Raw genomic sequence first — 15310 nt, 5'->3', positions numbered from 1 at the left:
CCTGCGTCGCGGTTCATGGTTGCAGCACCGAAGACACCAGCAGCTGCGAATACGGGTGCTGCGGGTCGTCCAGCACCTGGTCGGTGAGGCCGGTCTCGACCACCTGCGAGCGGCGCATCACCATCAGCCGGTCGGCCAGCAGGCGCGCCACGGCCAGGTCGTGGGTGACGATCACCACCGCCAGGTCCAGTTCGCGCACCAGGCCGCGCATCAGGTCGAGCAAGCGCGCCTGCACCGACACATCGAGGCCGCCGGTGGGCTCGTCCATGAACACCAGCCGTGGCGACGACACCAGGTTGCGGGCGATCTGCAGGCGCTGCTGCATGCCGCCGGAGAAGGTGCGTGGCAAGTCGTCGATGCGCGCCGGGTCGATCTCCACCTGGCGCAGCCAGTCGATGCCGGCCTGGCGCAGTTGCTGGTAGTGCCGCGCGCCCTGGGCCATCAGGCGCTCGCCGATGTTGGCGCCGGCCGACACGGCCATGCGCAGGCCGTCGCGCGGGTTCTGCTCGACGAAGCCCCACTCGGTGCGCAGCAGGGTGCGGCGCTCGGCTTCGCTGGCCTGGTACAGGTCCAGCCAGCGCGCGTCGCGGCCCCGGTAGCGCACGCTGCCGGCGTCCGGCGGGCAACGGCCGCTGAGCAGCGAGAGCAAGGTCGACTTGCCCGAGCCGGACTCGCCGACGATGCCCAGCACTTCGCCGGGGTACAGCTTGAAGCTCACGCCCTGGCAGCCCTTCTCCGGGCCATAGAGCTTGCCCAGGCCCTGCACGTCCAGCAGCGGCTGGTCGGCCAGGGCCGCTGTGTCGATGGCAACCGGTGCCGGTGCGCCACTCATGGTCGTTCCCCTTGCTGGCTGGCGCGCTGGGCGCAGTAATCGGTGTCGGAGCAGACGAAGCGCTGGGTGCCGGCGTCATCGACGATCAGTTCGTCGAGGAACGACGCGCGGCTGCCGCAGATGGCGCAGGCGTGGCTCCAGCGCTGGGCCTCGAACGGGTGGTCTTCGAAGTCCAGGCTCACCATCCGGGTGTAGGGCGGCACGGCGTACAGACGTTTTTCACGACCGGCGCCGAACAGCATCAGCGCCGGGTTCATGTCGAGCTTGGGGTTGTCGAATTTGGGGATGGGCGACGGGTCCATCACGTAGCGTTCATCCACCGTCACCGGGTAGGCGTAGGCCGTGGCGATATGGCCGAAGGTGGCGATGTCTTCGTACAGTTTCACGTGCATCACCCCGTAGTCGCCCAGGGCGTGCATGGTGCGGGTCTCGCGCTCGGACGGCTCGATGAAGCGCAGCGGTTCGGGGATCGGCACCTGGAACACCAGGATCTGCTCTTCGTGCAGCGGGGTTTCCGGGATGCGGTGGCGGGTCTGGATGATGCTCGCCTCGGGCGTGCGCTCGGTGGTGGCCACGCCGGCGGTGCGGGCGAAGAAACGCCGGATCGACACGGCGTTGGTGGTGTCGTCGGCGCCCTGGTCGATCACCTTGAGGGTGTCGTCGGCGCCGAGGATGGCGGCGGTCAGCTGCATGCCGCCAGTGCCCCAGCCATAAGGCAGCGGCATCTCGCGGCCGCCGAACGGGGCCTGGTAGCCGGGGATGGCCACGGCCTTGAGCAGGGCGCGGCGGATCATGCGCTTGGTCTGCTCGTCGAGGTAGGCGAAGTTGTACGCCGGCTCGGTTGTGGTGAGGGCGTTCATCAGCGGGTCTCCTGCGGGTTGTGCGGCGCGCGCAGCTTGCGCAGCAACTCCAGTTCGGCCTGGAAGTCGACGTAGTGCGGCAGCTTGAGGTGCGAGACGAAGCCGGCGGCCTCGACGTTGTCGCAATGCGCCAGCACGAACTCTTCTTGCTGGGCGGGCGAGACCACCTCCTCGGCGTACTCCCCGGCGCGCAGCGAGCGGTCGACCAGGGCCATGGCCATCGCCTTGCGCTCGGCGTGGCCGAAGGTCAGGCCGTAGCCACGGGTGAATTGCGCGGGCTCGGTGGCCGAGCCGACGAACTGGTTGACCATCTCGCACTCGGTGATGGCGATCTCGCCCAGAGCGATGGGGAAGCCCAACTCCTCGGGCTCGATCCACACCTCCACGTGGCCGATGCGGATCTCGCCGGCGAACGGGTGGTTGCGGCCATAGCCGCGCTGGGTCGAATAGCCCAGCGCCAGTAGGAAGCCTTCGTCGCCCCGGGCCAGCGCTTGCAGGCGCTCGGCGCGGTTGGCCGGGTACTCCAGCGGTTCGCGGGTGATGTCCGGCACCGGCGCGCCATCGTCGGCTTCCTGCTTGACCAGGCCCTCGCGGGCCAGCAGGTCGAGCACGTGCGGGCAAGGTTCGGTGGCCTTCGCTGCGCGGGTGTCGGGGCCGGGGAAGTCGCCCTCGGCCAGCAAGGTGAAGTCCAGCAGGCGGTGGGTGTAGTCGAAGGTCGGGCCAAGGCGCTGGCCGCCGGGCAGGTCCTTGAAGGTCGCCGAGATGCGCCGCGACAGCTGCATGTTCGCGGTGTCCAGCGGCAGGCTGGCGCCGAAACGCGGCAGCGTGGTGCGGTAGGCGCGCAGCAGGAAGATCGCTTCCACCAGGTCGCCGCCGGCCTGCTTGATCGCCAGCGCGGCGAGCTGTTCGTCGTACAGCGAGCCTTCGGTCATCACCCGGGCCACGGCCAGTGGCAGTTGCTGGCGGACCTGCTCGACGTCGAGCTCGGCGATGGCGGTGTCGCCCCGGCGCTGCTTGGCCAGCAGGCGGTGGGCATTGTCGATGGCCTGTTCGCCACCTTTGACGGCTACGTACATCAGTTGCCCTCCTGTGCGCTGACGCGGGTGCTGCGGGGCAGGCCGAGCAGTTGCTCGCCGGCAATCAACAGCAGGTCGAGGCCACGCGGGAATGCGTTGCGCGCGGCACGCTGCCGCCAGAAATCGGCGGCCACCGGCAACATCACCGCCTGTTGCTCGCGAATGCCGGGGCCGCGCCACAGCGTCACGTCGCCGCCGTCCAGGGCCGGCAGTTGCACCAGCAAGGTGCAGGACTGGTCCGGGTAGCGGTCATTGCCGCTGTCGAAACCGGACAGGTCGTCCAGCCCGCTGGCATTGAGCAGGGCGAAGCGCGCCTGCGGGCGCTCAGCGACGATCGGGCAGCCGCAGTGGAAGCCCAGGTTGGCGCGGATGGCCGGGGTGTCGAAGGCCGGCGCCAGCCACAGCGGCGTGTCGACATCCAGCAGCGCCAGGCACAGGGCATAGGTGGCCGGGTGCAGGCCGTTGAGCGGCGCAGGCAGGGTCGCGGGCGCCAGGGCCTGGGGCTGGCCGGGGTTGGCCAGGGCCTTGAGGGCCGCGCGGAAGCTGCGCTGGGCGTCCAGCACCGGGTCGCTGAAGGCCGGTTGCAACAGGGCACTGCTCATGGGTTTTCTCCTCTGACCAGGGTGAAGAACTCCACCCGCGTGGCGGCGGTTTCCGCGTCGTGGCGCGCGCGGCGTTCGGCCTGGGCGCGGGCCAGCGGCTCGATCAATTGGGCCAGCCAGTGGGCCTGGCGGGCGCCTTGCAGGTGGGCGTCGGCCAGCGCGGCCAGCTCGGCGCAGCGCTTGTCACGCCCGGCCAGGTAGCTGTAGCCGGTGCGGCCATCGGCCAGGCGCACCACGCAGCGGGTCACGGTCATCTCGCCGAGGTTGAACGGCGCGCCGCTGGCGCCCATGCGGCCGCGCACCAGGGCCATGCCGATTTCCGGGGCGCGGATCAGTTGGTAATCGACGTCGCGCAGGGCGGCCTCGTGGGCGCCGAGCTCGCCGGGGTGGGCGCGGCCGAGCACACCGATCCACTGCTGGCGCGGGGTAAGCTGCGATTGCGAAGGGGTCATGGGTGGTTCCTCCCTCAGGTCATGACCTGGTACTGGAAGCGGTCGGAGCGGCTGATGGAGTAGGCGATCTCCACCGGTTGGCCGCTCGCGTCGCGGGACAGGGTGAGCACGGTGAGCACCGGCAGGTGCCGGGGCATCAACAGGTCGGCGGCCTCGTCACGGCTGGGCAGGCGCGCGCCGATCACACTGAAGGCGCGCGACAGCGGCAACTGGCGTTCGGCGAAATAGGCGCGCAGCGAGCCGCCGTGGTAGTCGGCGAGAAACGCCGCGCGGCTGGCGCAGTAGCGGTGGCGAATCAGGCTCACCGGTTGCTCGTCGAGGCGGCGCAGGGTGTGCAGTTCGAGCAGCGTGGCCTGCTCGGCCAGGCCCAGGTGGCCGGCCTCCTCCGGGCTGGCGCGGCAGGGCCGGCGTTGCAGCAGTTGCGCCTGCACGCCCAGGCCCTGGGCCGAGAGCGATTGGCTGTAGGCGCTTTCGGCGGCCATCGGGTACACCAGCGGGCGAGTCAGCACCTGGGTGCCCTTGCCTTGGCGGCGCAGCAGGCAGCCCTCCTGCACCAGCTCGTCGACGGCGCGGCGCACGGTGTGGCGGTTGACCCGGAAACGCGCCGCCAGCTGGACCTCGGCGGGCAGGAAGTCGCCGGCACGGTAGTCGGCCAGTTCGCGGCGCAGGGTGGCGGCGAGCTCCAGGTAGATGGGCTCGGCTTGTCTAGACATTTCCATCGTTTAAAAAAGGGCCAATGCCCTCTCCTGTCGTTCGAATCAGATGAACTGCTTGCGCAGGCGCTGGGAGGCGACGTCGATCAGGCTGACCACCAGGATGATCACCAGCAGCACCGAGCAGGTCTGGGTGAACTGGAAGGCGCGGATGTTTTCCCAGAGGATCACGCCGATACCGCCGGCACCGACCATGCCCACCACCGTGGCCGAGCGCACGTTGGACTCGAAGCGGTACAGCGCGTAGGAGATCCACAGCGGCAGCACCTGCGGGATCACTGCGAACACCACTTCCTGCACGGCGCTGGCGCCGGTGGCGCGCACGCCCTCGACCGGGCCGGGGTCGATGGCCTCGACCGCCTCGGCGAACAGCTTGGCGAGCACGCCGGTGGTGCTTATCCACAGGGCCAGCACGCCGGCGAACGGCCCCAGGCCGACGGCCACCACGAACAACATGGCGAACACCATTTCGTTGATCGAGCGGCAGGCATCCATGCAGCGGCGCAGCGGCTGGTGCACCCACCAGGGGGTGATGTTGTCGGCGCAGAGGATGCCCAGCGGGATGGCGCAGACGATGGCCAGCACGGTGCCCCACAGGGCGATGTGCACGGTCACCAGCATTTCCTTGAGGTAGCTGCGCCATTCGGTGAAGTCGGGCGGGAAGAAGTCGGCGGCGAAGGTGGCCATGTTGCCGCCGTCGCGCAGCAGCGCCTGGGGGTTCATTTCGGCGCCGTTCCAGGCCCAGGCCATGACCACGGCGAACAGGCCCCACCCCAGGTAGCGTGACCAGCCGCGCCGGTCGGTGGGTGGGGTGGCAATCGCGGATGTACTCATCAGGTCGTCCTCTGCAAGGGGCGCGGCAGCGCTTGGCCGCGCCCTGGGTAGGTCAGCCGGCGCGGGCCGCGGCTTTCTGGTCGAGTTCGGAGATGCGCTGTTGCAACTTGGCCAGGCCGTCGTCGAGCTCCTTCACGCGCTTGGCTTTTTCCTCCGCGGACAAGCCGGTGCTGGCGAGCACTTCGGTGCGCTGCTTGTAGAGCTCGAGCTGGCGGATGGTCAGCAATTGGTCGTCGCTGGAGCTGCGGAACTTGCTCATCTGCATGTTGGCCAGCACGGCCTTTTCCTCGTCGCTGTCGCCGTAGCGGGCGAAGAATTCGCGCACCTTGGCCTTGGTCGCGTCCGACAGGCCCTTGCGCCAGACCATCGGGTCGGCCGGGATCAGCGGCGACTTCCAGATCACCTTGAGCAACGCGGCCTTGTCCGGCTGGGTGACTTCCAGGCGGTCCCAGCTCTCGGTGTTGAAGGTGGCGACGTCGACCTGGCCCTTGGCCACGCTCAGCGCGTTGACCTCGTGGCTGGAATTGAGAGTGCGCTTGAAGATCTTGCTGGGGTCGACGTTGTTCTGGGCGAACACGTAGTAGCCGGGCACCAGGTAGCCGGAGGTGGAGTTCGGGTCGCCGTTGCCGAAGGTCAGCTCCTTGGCGTGCTTGAGCAGGTAGTCGACCGAGTCGACCGGGCTGTCCTTGCGCGCGATCAGCACGCTCCAGTAGCCCGGCGCGCCGTTGGCGGCGGCGGTCTGGGCGAAGATCTCGCCACCGGCGCGGTCCACCGCTTCCAGGGCCGCCTTGTTGCCGAGCCAGGCGACGTCGACCTTGTCGAAGCGCATGCCCTGGATCAGGCCGGCGTAGTCGGAAGCGAAGGTGGCGTTGACCTTCAGGCCGGTCTTCTTGGCCATGTCGTCGAGGAACGGCTGCCAGATGCTCTTGAGGTTCTGCGATGACTCGGTGGACATGATGCCGAAGTTGATGCTGGTTTCACTCGCCTGGGCAGTGCCTAACAGGCTGCTGGCCAGCAGCGCGGCGGCGGCGCAGGCGCGACCGATACGGTTGAACATGATGAGCTCCTGGGTGTGGGGGCGTGGGCAGGGGTTGGGTCAGGCGCGCGCCAGGGTCAGTGGCACGGCGCGGCTGTGTTCGGTCTGGCCGCCGAACATCAGGCTCGCGCCCTCGTCGGCGCCGTACAGGTCGTTGAGGAAATCGGGCTTCAGGTTGGCGGCGGGCCCGTCGAAATGGATGCGCCCGGCCTTGAGCGCGACGCTGCGCCGGCAATAGCGCACGGCGTAGTCGACCTGATGCAGGGTCACCACCACGGTCTTGCCGTCGCGGCGGTTGATGTCGGCGAGGATCTCCATGACCTTGCGCGCCGACTCGGGGTCGAGCGAGGCGATGGGTTCGTCGGCGAGGATCACTTCGGCACGCTGGGTGAGCGCGCGGGCGATGGCCACCCGCTGTTGCTGGCCGCCCGACAGCGTCGAGGCGCGTTGCCGGGCGCGGTCGGCCAGGCCTACGCGCTCCAGGGCATGCAGGGCGCGCTGTTGCTCTTCGGCATTGAACAGGCCCAGGGTGCCGCGCCAGCGCGGCATGCGCCCGAGGCCGCCGAGCAGCACGTTCTGCAACACACTCAGGCGCGCGACCAGGTTGAACTGCTGGAAGATGTAGCCGATGTCGGCGCGCTGGCGGCGCAGGCTGCGGCTCATGCGCCCGTCGCACTGCACGTCGCGGCCCAGCACCTGGATGCTGCCGCCGTTGTGCTTGTCGCAACTGGCCAGGCCCGCCAGGTGGCGCAGCAAGGTCGACTTGCCGGAGCCGGACGCACCGATCAACGCGACCATCTCGCCTGGTTGTATGGACAACGACACGTCCGTGAGCGCGGACTTGTGGGCGAAGGATTTGTTCAGGTGGTCGATGTGGATGACTGCGTTCATGGGCGGTCTCTGTCTTGTTGGATGAACAGGCCGGCCAGCCATGGGCCGGGTTCGGTTGCAGATGAACCTAGGCCCGATGTGTGGCAGTTCGGTGAAGCGTGGGTGACGGAGTGCTGACAGCAGGGTGACGGTTGGGTGCTCGGGGGAAGGTGGTCCAGGTGGACAAGTCGGGGGGATGGGGCTGGGATGGGGGGATGGCGGGTAGACAACCGAGGGTGTTGTCTAGACATCGAAGGAGGGATGACCGTTCGTCGGTTTTTCAGAAAACAACCGGGGCCGCAGGGTCGACGCTGTTGTTTGGTCGGGCCCTGTCGCGGGGCAAGCCCGCTCTTACCGATGCGGCGCTGTGGGCCAGCCCTGAAACCTCCAGAGGTTTTTCAGGCGCAAAGAAAAAGGGCATCTCATGCGAGATGCCCTTTTTACATGGTGGGTCGTGTAGGATTCGAACCTACGACCAATTGGTTAAAAGCCAACTGCTCTACCAACTGAGCTAACGACCCGGAAAATGGTCGGGGTGAGGGGATTCGAACTCCTGACATCCTGCTCCCAAAGCAGGCGCGCTACCGGACTGCGCTACACCCCGAATTTGGCTCCGCGACCTGGACTCGAACCAGGGACCCAATGATTAACAGTCATTTGCTCTACCGACTGAGCTATCGCGGAACTACAACTTCGTTTACAACTTCGAAGGCTGGTTAGCTTCGATCTCTTCGGCATCCGCTTTCGCGTTGTTGCCTCTGAGGCGCGCTATTCTACATCCTCCGATTCGCTTGTCAACCCCCAATTTGCTTTCAACTTACTGATTTGCAAATTGTTTTCAGATCGCCTTTACCGCCGGTGATCTGTGTAGTGCCTGACAGCGGGGCGCATATTAAGCGCACTCGAAGCGAAATGCAAAGAAAAATTTCAAGATTCTCAAAAGGTTATACAAACCGGTACGCCAAGCCCCGTGCCCACGAGGGGTACGGCATGAAAAAGCCCCGCCATGGGCGGGGCTTGGGGGTCAGCCGAAGACGATCTCGTCGCCCTCCACCTTCGCGGTGATCGCCGCGCCGGGCAGGAACTGCCCGCTGAGGATCAACTGCGCCAGCGGGTTCTCGATCCAGCGCTGGATCGCCCGCTTCAAAGGCCGCGCGCCATACACCGGGTCGTAACCCACGGCGATCAGCTTGTCCAACGCCTCCGGGCTCAAGCTCAACGACAGTTCGCGCTCGCCCAGGCGGCTGCGCAGGCGGCCCAGCTGGATCTCGGTGATGCCGGCGATCTGCTCGCGCCCCAGCGGCTCGAACACCACCACTTCGTCGATACGGTTGATGAACTCGGGACGGAAGTGCGAACCCACCGCGTCCATCACCGCCGCGCGTTGCGCCTCGCGATCACCGACCAGCTCCTGGATCTGCGCCGAGCCCAGGTTGGAGGTCATCACGATCACCGTGTTGCGGAAGTCCACGGTGCGGCCATGGCTGTCGGTCAGGCGGCCATCCTCCAGCACCTGCAGCAACACGTTGAACACATCCGGGTGGGCCTTCTCCACTTCGTCGAGCAGCACCACCGAATACGGCTTGCGACGCACCGCCTCGGTCAGGTAACCGCCCTCCTCATAGCCAACGTAGCCTGGCGGTGCGCCGATCAGGCGCGCCACGGAGTGCTTCTCCATGAACTCGGACATGTCGATGCGCACCATCGCCTCTTCGGTGTCGAAGAGGAATTCGGCCAGCGCCTTGCACAGCTCGGTCTTGCCCACGCCGGTGGGCCCGAGGAACAGGAACGAGCCACTGGGCCGGTTCGGGTCGGAAAGCCCGGCGCGGGAACGGCGCACGGCATTCGCCACGGCGGTCACCGCCTCGTTCTGGCCGATCACCCGCTGGTGCAGCAGGTCTTCCATCTTCAGCAGCTTTTCGCGCTCGCCTTCGAGCATCTTCGACACCGGGATGCCGGTCCACTTGGAGACGACCTCGGCGATCTCTTCCTCGGTGACCTTGTTGCGCAGCAGCTGGTTCTCGGTCTTGCCGTGCTGGTCGACCATCTGCAGGCTGCGCTCCAGGTCCGGGATCACCCCGTACTGCAGCTCGGCCATGCGGCTGAGGTCGCCTTTGCGGCGTGCGGCTTCCAGTTCCTGGCGGGCCTGCTCGATCTTCTGCTGGATCTGCGCCGAGCCTTGCACCTCGGCCTTTTCCGACGCCCAGATTTCCTCGAGGTCGGAATACTCACGCTCCAGGCGCTCGATTTCCTCGGTCAGTTTCTCCAGGCGCTTCTTCGCGGCCTCGTCCTCTTCCTTCTTCAGGGCCTGCGACTCGACCTTCAGCTGGATCAGGCGACGGTCGAGGCGGTCGAGCACTTCCGGCTTGGAGTCGATCTCCATGCGGATGCGGCTGGCGGCCTCGTCGATCAGGTCGATGGCCTTGTCCGGCAACTGGCGGTCGGTGATGTAGCGGTGGCTGAGCTTGGCCGCGGCGATGATCGCGCCGTCGGTGATGGCCACCTTGTGGTGCACTTCGTAGCGCTCTTTCAGGCCACGCAGGATGGCGATGGTGTCTTCCTCGCTCGGCTCTTCTACCAGCACCTTCTGGAAACGCCGCTCCAGCGCCGCGTCCTTCTCGATGAACTGACGGTATTCGTTGAGCGTGGTGGCGCCGACGCAGTGCAGCTCGCCACGGGCCAGGGCGGGCTTGAGCATGTTGCCAGCGTCCATGGCGCCCTCGCCTTTGCCGGCGCCGACCATGGTGTGCAGCTCGTCGATGAACAGGATGATCTGGCCTTCCTGCTTGGACAGCTCGTTGAGCAGCGCTTTCAGGCGCTCCTCGAACTCACCGCGATACTTGGCGCCAGCGATCAGCGCGCCCATGTCCAGGGCCAGCAGGCGCTTGCCCTTGAGGCCATCGGGCACTTCGCCGTTGATGATGCGCTGGGCCAGGCCTTCGGCGATGGCGGTCTTGCCGACGCCGGGCTCGCCGATCAGCACGGGGTTGTTCTTGGTACGCCGTTGCAGCACTTGCACGGTGCGGCGGATCTCATCGTCACGACCGATCACCGGGTCGAGCTTGCCTTCCTCGGCGCGTTTGGTCAGGTCGACGGTGTACTTGTCCAGGGCCTGGCGCGATTCCTCGGCGTTGGCGTCGTTCACCGCCGCGCCGCCGCGCAGGTTGTTGATGGCGTTTTCCAGGGCCTTCTTGCTCACGCCCTGGCCGAGCAGCAGCTTGCCGACCTTGCTGTTCTCGTCCATGGCGGCGAGCAGCACCAGCTCGCTGGAGATGAACTGGTCGCCTTTCTGCTGGGCCAGGCGGTCGGCCTGGTTGAGCAGGCGCGCGAGGTCCTGGGACATGTTCACGTCGCCGGTGGGGTTCTGGATTTTCGGCAGTTGGTCCAGTTCCTTGGTCAACGCCTGGCGCAGACTGTTGATGTCGAAGCCGACCTGCATCAGCAGCGGCTTGATCGAACCGCCCTGCTGCTCGATCAGCGCCTGCAGCAGGTGCAGGGGCTCGATGGCCGGGTGGTCCATGCCCACGGCGAGGGATTGGGAGTCGGATAACGCCAGTTGCAGCTTGCTGGTCAAACGGTCTATTCGCATGGGGATACCTTCCTTTTGGGCAGGCCGGAGCGATGGACACACCTAGATGAAGAAACCTGCCAGAGATGAGCAATAGATATGGCCCATTCTGGAAGATTCAAGCTTAGCGGGGGTTGATGAGGGGCAGCTCGGAATTGGCCTACGCGCCAGCGATGTTGGCTGCCCCGCGAAGAGGCCGGCATTGACGGAACAAAGGCGTGGCGCCCCCAGAGGCCGGGGCCGCCCTTCAGGCGGTGGGGTCCAGCCAGACCAGGGAAGCGAAGCGCCCGCCCTGCGGGGTGCGGCGGTAGGAGAAGAAACGTGGGTCACTGACCGTGCACAAACCACCGCCATACACGGCAGTGACGCCACGCGCCGCCAGGCGGATGCGCGCAAGCTTATAAATGTCGGCGATCAACTTGCCCGGCCGCTCACCGGCGACGAACGCCTCGGCCGCCTGAGGATGCACGGCGGTAAAGGCATCGCGCACCTCCAGCCCAACCTCGAAGGCCTGCGGGCCAATGGCTGGGCCAAGCCACACCAGCACCTCTTCCGGCGCCAGGGCCAAGCGGTCCAGGGTCGCCTCCAGCACGCCACCGGCCAACCCGCGCCAGCCGGCATGGGCCGCCGCCACACGGGTGCCGGCACGGTCGCAGAACAACGCGGGCAGGCAGTCGGCGGTCATCACGGTGCAGGCGATGCCGGGCTGGTCGGTCCAACTGGCGTCGGCCTCGGCCACCACCGACGGGTCGGCATCGGCCACGCTCAAGCCATGCACCTGCTTGAGCCAGGCCGGGCGGATGTTGAATGCGGCGCCCAAACGGCGGCGGTTCTCGGCGACCGCGGCCGGGTCATCGCCGACGTGGTCACCGAGGTTGAAGGTGTCGAAGGGCGGCAGGCTGACGCCGCCCTCGCGGGTGGTGACGCAGGCGCGAACCGCGGCCGGGGCCGGCCAATCGGGGAGGATCAGCGACCGCGTCAGGTCGCTCATCCGATGAAGCTCTCGCGGTCCTGGTTGAGCAGCGACAGCAGCCAGACGAAGTCGTCCGGCAGGGCCGAGGCCCATTCCATGCGCTCACCGGTGGTCGGGTGGTCCAGCGCCAGGAAGCGCGCGTGCAGGGCCTGACGGGGAAAGTGCTTGACCGCCTCGACCATGGCCACGCTGGCCGCCGGTGGAATGCGGAAGCGCCCGCCGTAGGTCTGGTCGCCGACCAGCGGGAAGCCGACATGGGCCATGTGCACGCGAATCTGGTGGGTACGGCCGGTTTCCAGCTTCACCCGCACATGGGTGTGCGAACGGAAACGCTTGAGCACGCGGTAGTGGCTGACCGCCGGCTTGCCGCCGTCGGTGACCGCCATGCGCTGGCGCATGCCGCCGTGGCGGCCGATGGGCGCGTCGATCTTGCCCCCGGCGGTGACCACGCCCACCACGATGCATTCATAGATGCGGCTGACCGAACGCTTCTGCAACTGGTCGACCAGGTTGGTCTGCGCCTGCAGGGTCTTGGCCACCACCATCAGGCCGGTGGTGTCTTTGTCCAGGCGGTGCACGATGCCGGCGCGCGGCACGTTGACGATGTCCGGCACGTGGTGCAGCAGGGCATTGAGCAGGGTGCCGTCGGCATGCCCGGCAGCCGGGTGCACCACCAGGCCCGCAGGCTTGTTGATCACCAGGATCTGGTCGTCTTCGTAGACGATGTCCAGCTCGATGTCCTGGGCCACCCACTCGCCCTGGGCTTCCTGCTCGGCCTCGAGGGCCAGGATGGCGCCACTATGGACGGTGTCGCGCGGGCGCAGCACCGCACCGTCGACCGTCAGTCGGCCATCTTTGATCCACGAGGACAGGCGCGAACGCGAGTACTCGGCGAACAATTGGGCGGCGACCTGGTCGAGGCGTTGGCCGCCCAGTTCGGACGGGACCTCTGCGCTAAGTTGAATGATCTGGGACATGCTCGAATCGACGGGCGCACAGCCTTTGGTTTCGGCTGCGCGCTTGTGGTTAAATACGGCTTCTTTTGCCCCGGGGTTGGCCGGGGGCGCTCATCATAACAGGACGGCACCGCCCAAGACAGCGGCCGTCAAAGGGACGCAAGCCGCCATGCAAGTGAAACACCTGCTGCTGATCGCCATCCTCGGGCTCACCGCTGCCTGTTCCTCGAACAAGGAAGTGATTGACGAGAACCTCAGCGAAGCCGAGTTGTACCAGCAGGCGCAGGCCGACCTGGACAACCACAGCTACACCAGCGCCGTGAACAAGCTCAAGGCCCTGGAATCGCGCTACCCGTTCGGCCGCTACGCCGACCAGGCCCAGCTCGAGCTGATCTACGCCAACTACAAGAACACCGAGCCGGAGGCCGCCAAGTCCGCCGCCGAGCGCTTCATCCGCCTGCACCCGCAGCACCCGAACGTCGACTACGCCTACTACCTCAAGGGCCTGACCTCGTTCGACCAGGATCGCGGCCTGCTGGCGCGCTTCCTGCCGCTGGACATGACCAAGCGTGACCCGGGCGCGGCACGCGACTCGTACAACGAGTTCGCCCAGCTCACCAGCCGCTTCCCCAACAGCCGCTACGCGCCGGACGCCAAGCAGCGCATGATCTACCTGCGCAACCTGCTGGCCTCCTACGAGATCCACGTCGCCGACTACTACCTGAGCCGCGAGGCCTACGTGGCCGCTGCCAACCGTGGCCGCTACGTGGTCGAGAACTTCCAGGAAACCCCGTCGGTCGGCGATGGCCTGGCAGTGATGACCGAGGCCTACCAGAAGATGCACCTGGACGACCTGGCCGCCACCAGCCTGGAAACCCTGAAGCTCAACTACCCGAACCACCCGAGCCTGGTCGACGGCCAGTTCGAGCCCAAGCAGGGTGAGTCCGATGGCCGTTCGTGGCTGTCCAAGGCGACCCTGGGCCTGATCGAGACCGACACCCCGCTGCCGCCGGGCGAGACCCGTGCCAACCAGGATGTGGTCCGTCAGTTCAAGGACGCCCGCGACGAGATGTCGCCCGACCTGCTGCCCAAGGACGAGAACGGCGACCCGGTCCTGCCGGCAGGCCCGAAGGAAGCCGAGCAGGACCGTTCGTGGTTCAGCTACCTGACCTTCGGTCTGTTCGACTGATAGCACGCGCTAAAGAGAAAGGGAGGCCCAGGCCTCCCTTTTTTCATGGCCGCGTCCTAGACTGTGGCTTCTCTTCAAGGACAAGCTGGACACCATGGTTCGCCTACTCTTCTGGATCGCCCTGATCGCCGCCGCGTTCTGGCTGTGGCGCAAGTTCAAAGTCAGCCAGCAGGCGCGCCCCGAGCAGCGCCTCGACGACCCGCTGAAGATGGTGCGCTGCGCCCATTGCGGCGTGCACCTGCCCAACGACCGCGCGCTGCAACTGGGCAACGACTGGTACTGCAGCCAGGCACACCTGGAGCAGGGGCCTGGCCGCAAAGGCTGAGCCGTATCTCCCCCGATGTCACGCAGACACCTGTAGGCGCGGGCTTGCCCCGCGATCACCGGCCACGCCGGTGACACGCGCCGGGTGGGCGCAACGCTGAACACGCCCGCCCCTACAGTGCACTGGGTTTTGCACTTACCTCTCCCCGACCCTTTCGCACCATTTGCGACACCTCCCCCCGCGCCACCATTGACCCCTTCCGGCAAAACTCGCTAAATCCTATTTATCCGCATAAATATGAAAAATAGCGAAATGCTCAAAGCCAAACGCAAGCGCCAGAAGCTCTCCGACGTGATCGTCGAATCGGTCAAGCGCTCGATCGTCACCGAAGCGTTGCACCCTGGCGACCGCCTGCCCACCGAGCGCGAACTGATGGAGCACTTCGAATGCTCCAAGGGCACCGCCCGCGAGGCGCTCAAGGCCCTGGAGGTCGAAGGCCTGGTCAATACCCGCACCGGCCCCACCGGCGGCGCCTACCTCGCCGAGGTGGGCACCGAGCCCGCCAGCCGTGCGCTGCGCAACTACCTGCACTTCCAGCACCTGGATGGCGAACAGGTGTACCAATTGCGCAAGGTCATCGAGGTGGAACTGGCGGTCTCGGTGATGGACCAGCTGAGCGCGGCCGATTACGCCGCGCTGCAGGCCAACATCGACTTCTGCGGCGCGCCGGAAGACAGCGAACAGGGCCAGCGCGAACAGCGCCTGGCGGAAATCGAGTTCCACACCCTGCTGGCCCAGCGTTGCCCCAACCCGTTGCTGCGCTTCATGGCGATGTTCCTCAACGACCTGCTGCGCGACCTGGTGGTGCTGAAGAAAGCCTACCTGCCCAAGCGCCAGGCGTTCGCCGCCGCCAACATCGACTACCACAAGCAGTTGCTGGCCGCCCTGCGGGCCAGCGACGAGCAGGCCGTGCGCCGACTGATGCACGAGCACATGTGCGACGCCGAACACCACATGACCGCGCTGGAGGGCGAGGTCGAACGCAACTTCCTGCTGGAGTTCGAGCACCACCACTGATTCAGCC

The 15310-nt window shown here is 66.7% G+C and carries 15 protein-coding genes and 3 tRNA genes; 3 read left to right on the top strand and 15 right to left on the bottom strand.

The window, feature by feature from the left end:
- Nucleotides 1–13: 13 nt before the first annotated feature.
- The 15 genes from phnK to rluD all read right to left on the bottom strand — a co-directional run bounded on the left by phnK (nt 14) and on the right by rluD (nt 12793).
- On the bottom strand, nt 14–832 hold the full coding sequence (gene phnK, locus P0Y43_RS00380) for a phosphonate C-P lyase system protein PhnK (RefSeq protein WP_275635317.1): 819 nt from the start codon (nt 830–832) through the stop codon (nt 14–16).
- Nucleotides 829–1692, bottom strand: a complete 864-nt coding sequence (locus tag P0Y43_RS00375) for an alpha-D-ribose 1-methylphosphonate 5-phosphate C-P-lyase PhnJ (protein ID WP_275635316.1) — start codon at nt 1690–1692, stop codon at nt 829–831. Before P0Y43_RS00375 ends, phnK begins: the two co-directional genes overlap by 4 nt.
- On the bottom strand, nt 1692–2768 hold the full coding sequence (locus P0Y43_RS00370) for a carbon-phosphorus lyase complex subunit PhnI (RefSeq protein ID WP_275635315.1): 1077 nt from the start codon (nt 2766–2768) through the stop codon (nt 1692–1694). Before P0Y43_RS00370 ends, P0Y43_RS00375 begins: the two co-directional genes overlap by 1 nt.
- Entirely contained in the window at nt 2768–3370 is a 603-nt protein-coding gene (gene phnH / locus P0Y43_RS00365) for a phosphonate C-P lyase system protein PhnH (RefSeq protein ID WP_275635314.1), read from the bottom strand. Before phnH ends, P0Y43_RS00370 begins: the two co-directional genes overlap by 1 nt.
- Nucleotides 3367–3822 carry a phosphonate C-P lyase system protein PhnG gene (gene phnG / locus P0Y43_RS00360; protein WP_275635313.1) on the bottom strand — a complete coding sequence of 152 codons (456 nt, stop codon included), beginning with the start codon at nt 3820–3822 and terminating at the stop codon, nt 3367–3369. Before phnG ends, phnH begins: the two co-directional genes overlap by 4 nt.
- Before the next feature lie 14 nt (nt 3823–3836).
- A complete protein-coding gene (phnF, locus tag P0Y43_RS00355; RefSeq protein WP_275635312.1) occupies nt 3837–4541 on the bottom strand; it encodes a phosphonate metabolism transcriptional regulator PhnF in 705 nt (234 codons plus the stop codon).
- 39 nt (nt 4542–4580) lie between these two features.
- Nucleotides 4581–5369 carry a phosphonate ABC transporter, permease protein PhnE gene (gene phnE, locus P0Y43_RS00350; protein WP_275635311.1) on the bottom strand — a complete coding sequence of 263 codons (789 nt, stop codon included), beginning with the start codon at nt 5367–5369 and terminating at the stop codon, nt 4581–4583.
- A gap of 52 nt (nt 5370–5421) precedes the next feature.
- Nucleotides 5422–6426 carry a phosphonate ABC transporter substrate-binding protein gene (gene phnD / locus P0Y43_RS00345; RefSeq protein WP_275635310.1) on the bottom strand — a complete coding sequence of 335 codons (1005 nt, stop codon included), beginning with the start codon at nt 6424–6426 and terminating at the stop codon, nt 5422–5424.
- Nucleotides 6427–6465: 39 nt separating this feature from the next.
- Nucleotides 6466–7296 carry a phosphonate ABC transporter ATP-binding protein gene (phnC, locus tag P0Y43_RS00340; RefSeq protein WP_275635309.1) on the bottom strand — a complete coding sequence of 277 codons (831 nt, stop codon included), beginning with the start codon at nt 7294–7296 and terminating at the stop codon, nt 6466–6468.
- 424 nt (nt 7297–7720) lie between these two features.
- Nucleotides 7721–7796 (bottom strand) — tRNA-Lys (locus P0Y43_RS00335).
- A gap of 6 nt (nt 7797–7802) precedes the next feature.
- Nucleotides 7803–7879: transfer RNA gene (locus tag P0Y43_RS00330), tRNA-Pro, on the bottom strand.
- Between the two features lie 4 nt (nt 7880–7883).
- A tRNA-Asn gene (locus P0Y43_RS00325) sits at nt 7884–7959 on the bottom strand.
- A gap of 340 nt (nt 7960–8299) precedes the next feature.
- Nucleotides 8300–10864: an ATP-dependent chaperone ClpB gene (gene clpB / locus P0Y43_RS00320; protein WP_275635308.1), complete on the bottom strand. Its 2565-nt coding sequence runs from the start codon at nt 10862–10864 to the stop codon at nt 8300–8302.
- 226 nt (nt 10865–11090) lie between these two features.
- Nucleotides 11091–11834, bottom strand: a complete 744-nt coding sequence (gene pgeF, locus P0Y43_RS00315; protein ID WP_275635307.1) for a peptidoglycan editing factor PgeF — start codon at nt 11832–11834, stop codon at nt 11091–11093.
- Nucleotides 11831–12793, bottom strand: coding sequence for a 23S rRNA pseudouridine(1911/1915/1917) synthase RluD (gene rluD / locus P0Y43_RS00310; protein WP_275635306.1), 963 nt, complete (start codon nt 12791–12793; stop codon nt 11831–11833). Before rluD ends, pgeF begins: the two co-directional genes overlap by 4 nt.
- Nucleotides 12794–12941: 148 nt before the next feature.
- On the opposite strand from rluD, the gene P0Y43_RS00305 reads away from it, so the two are divergent.
- From P0Y43_RS00305 to P0Y43_RS00295, 3 genes are all read left to right on the top strand, one after another.
- Nucleotides 12942–13961 carry an outer membrane protein assembly factor BamD gene (locus P0Y43_RS00305; RefSeq protein WP_275635305.1) on the top strand — a complete coding sequence of 340 codons (1020 nt, stop codon included), beginning with the start codon at nt 12942–12944 and terminating at the stop codon, nt 13959–13961.
- 94 nt (nt 13962–14055) lie between these two features.
- Nucleotides 14056–14286 carry a PP0621 family protein gene (locus P0Y43_RS00300; protein ID WP_275635304.1) on the top strand — a complete coding sequence of 77 codons (231 nt, stop codon included), beginning with the start codon at nt 14056–14058 and terminating at the stop codon, nt 14284–14286.
- A gap of 252 nt (nt 14287–14538) precedes the next feature.
- Complete coding sequence (locus P0Y43_RS00295; RefSeq protein WP_275635303.1) at nt 14539–15303, top strand: FadR/GntR family transcriptional regulator; 765 nt, start codon at nt 14539–14541, stop codon at nt 15301–15303.
- Nucleotides 15304–15310 lie beyond the last annotated feature (7 nt).

The organism is Pseudomonas entomophila, assembly GCF_029193575.1.
In the GTDB taxonomy this organism is placed as follows: Bacteria; Pseudomonadota; Gammaproteobacteria; order Pseudomonadales; family Pseudomonadaceae; genus Aquipseudomonas; species Aquipseudomonas entomophila_G.
This window is presented reverse-complemented; position numbering and strand designations above follow the sequence as displayed.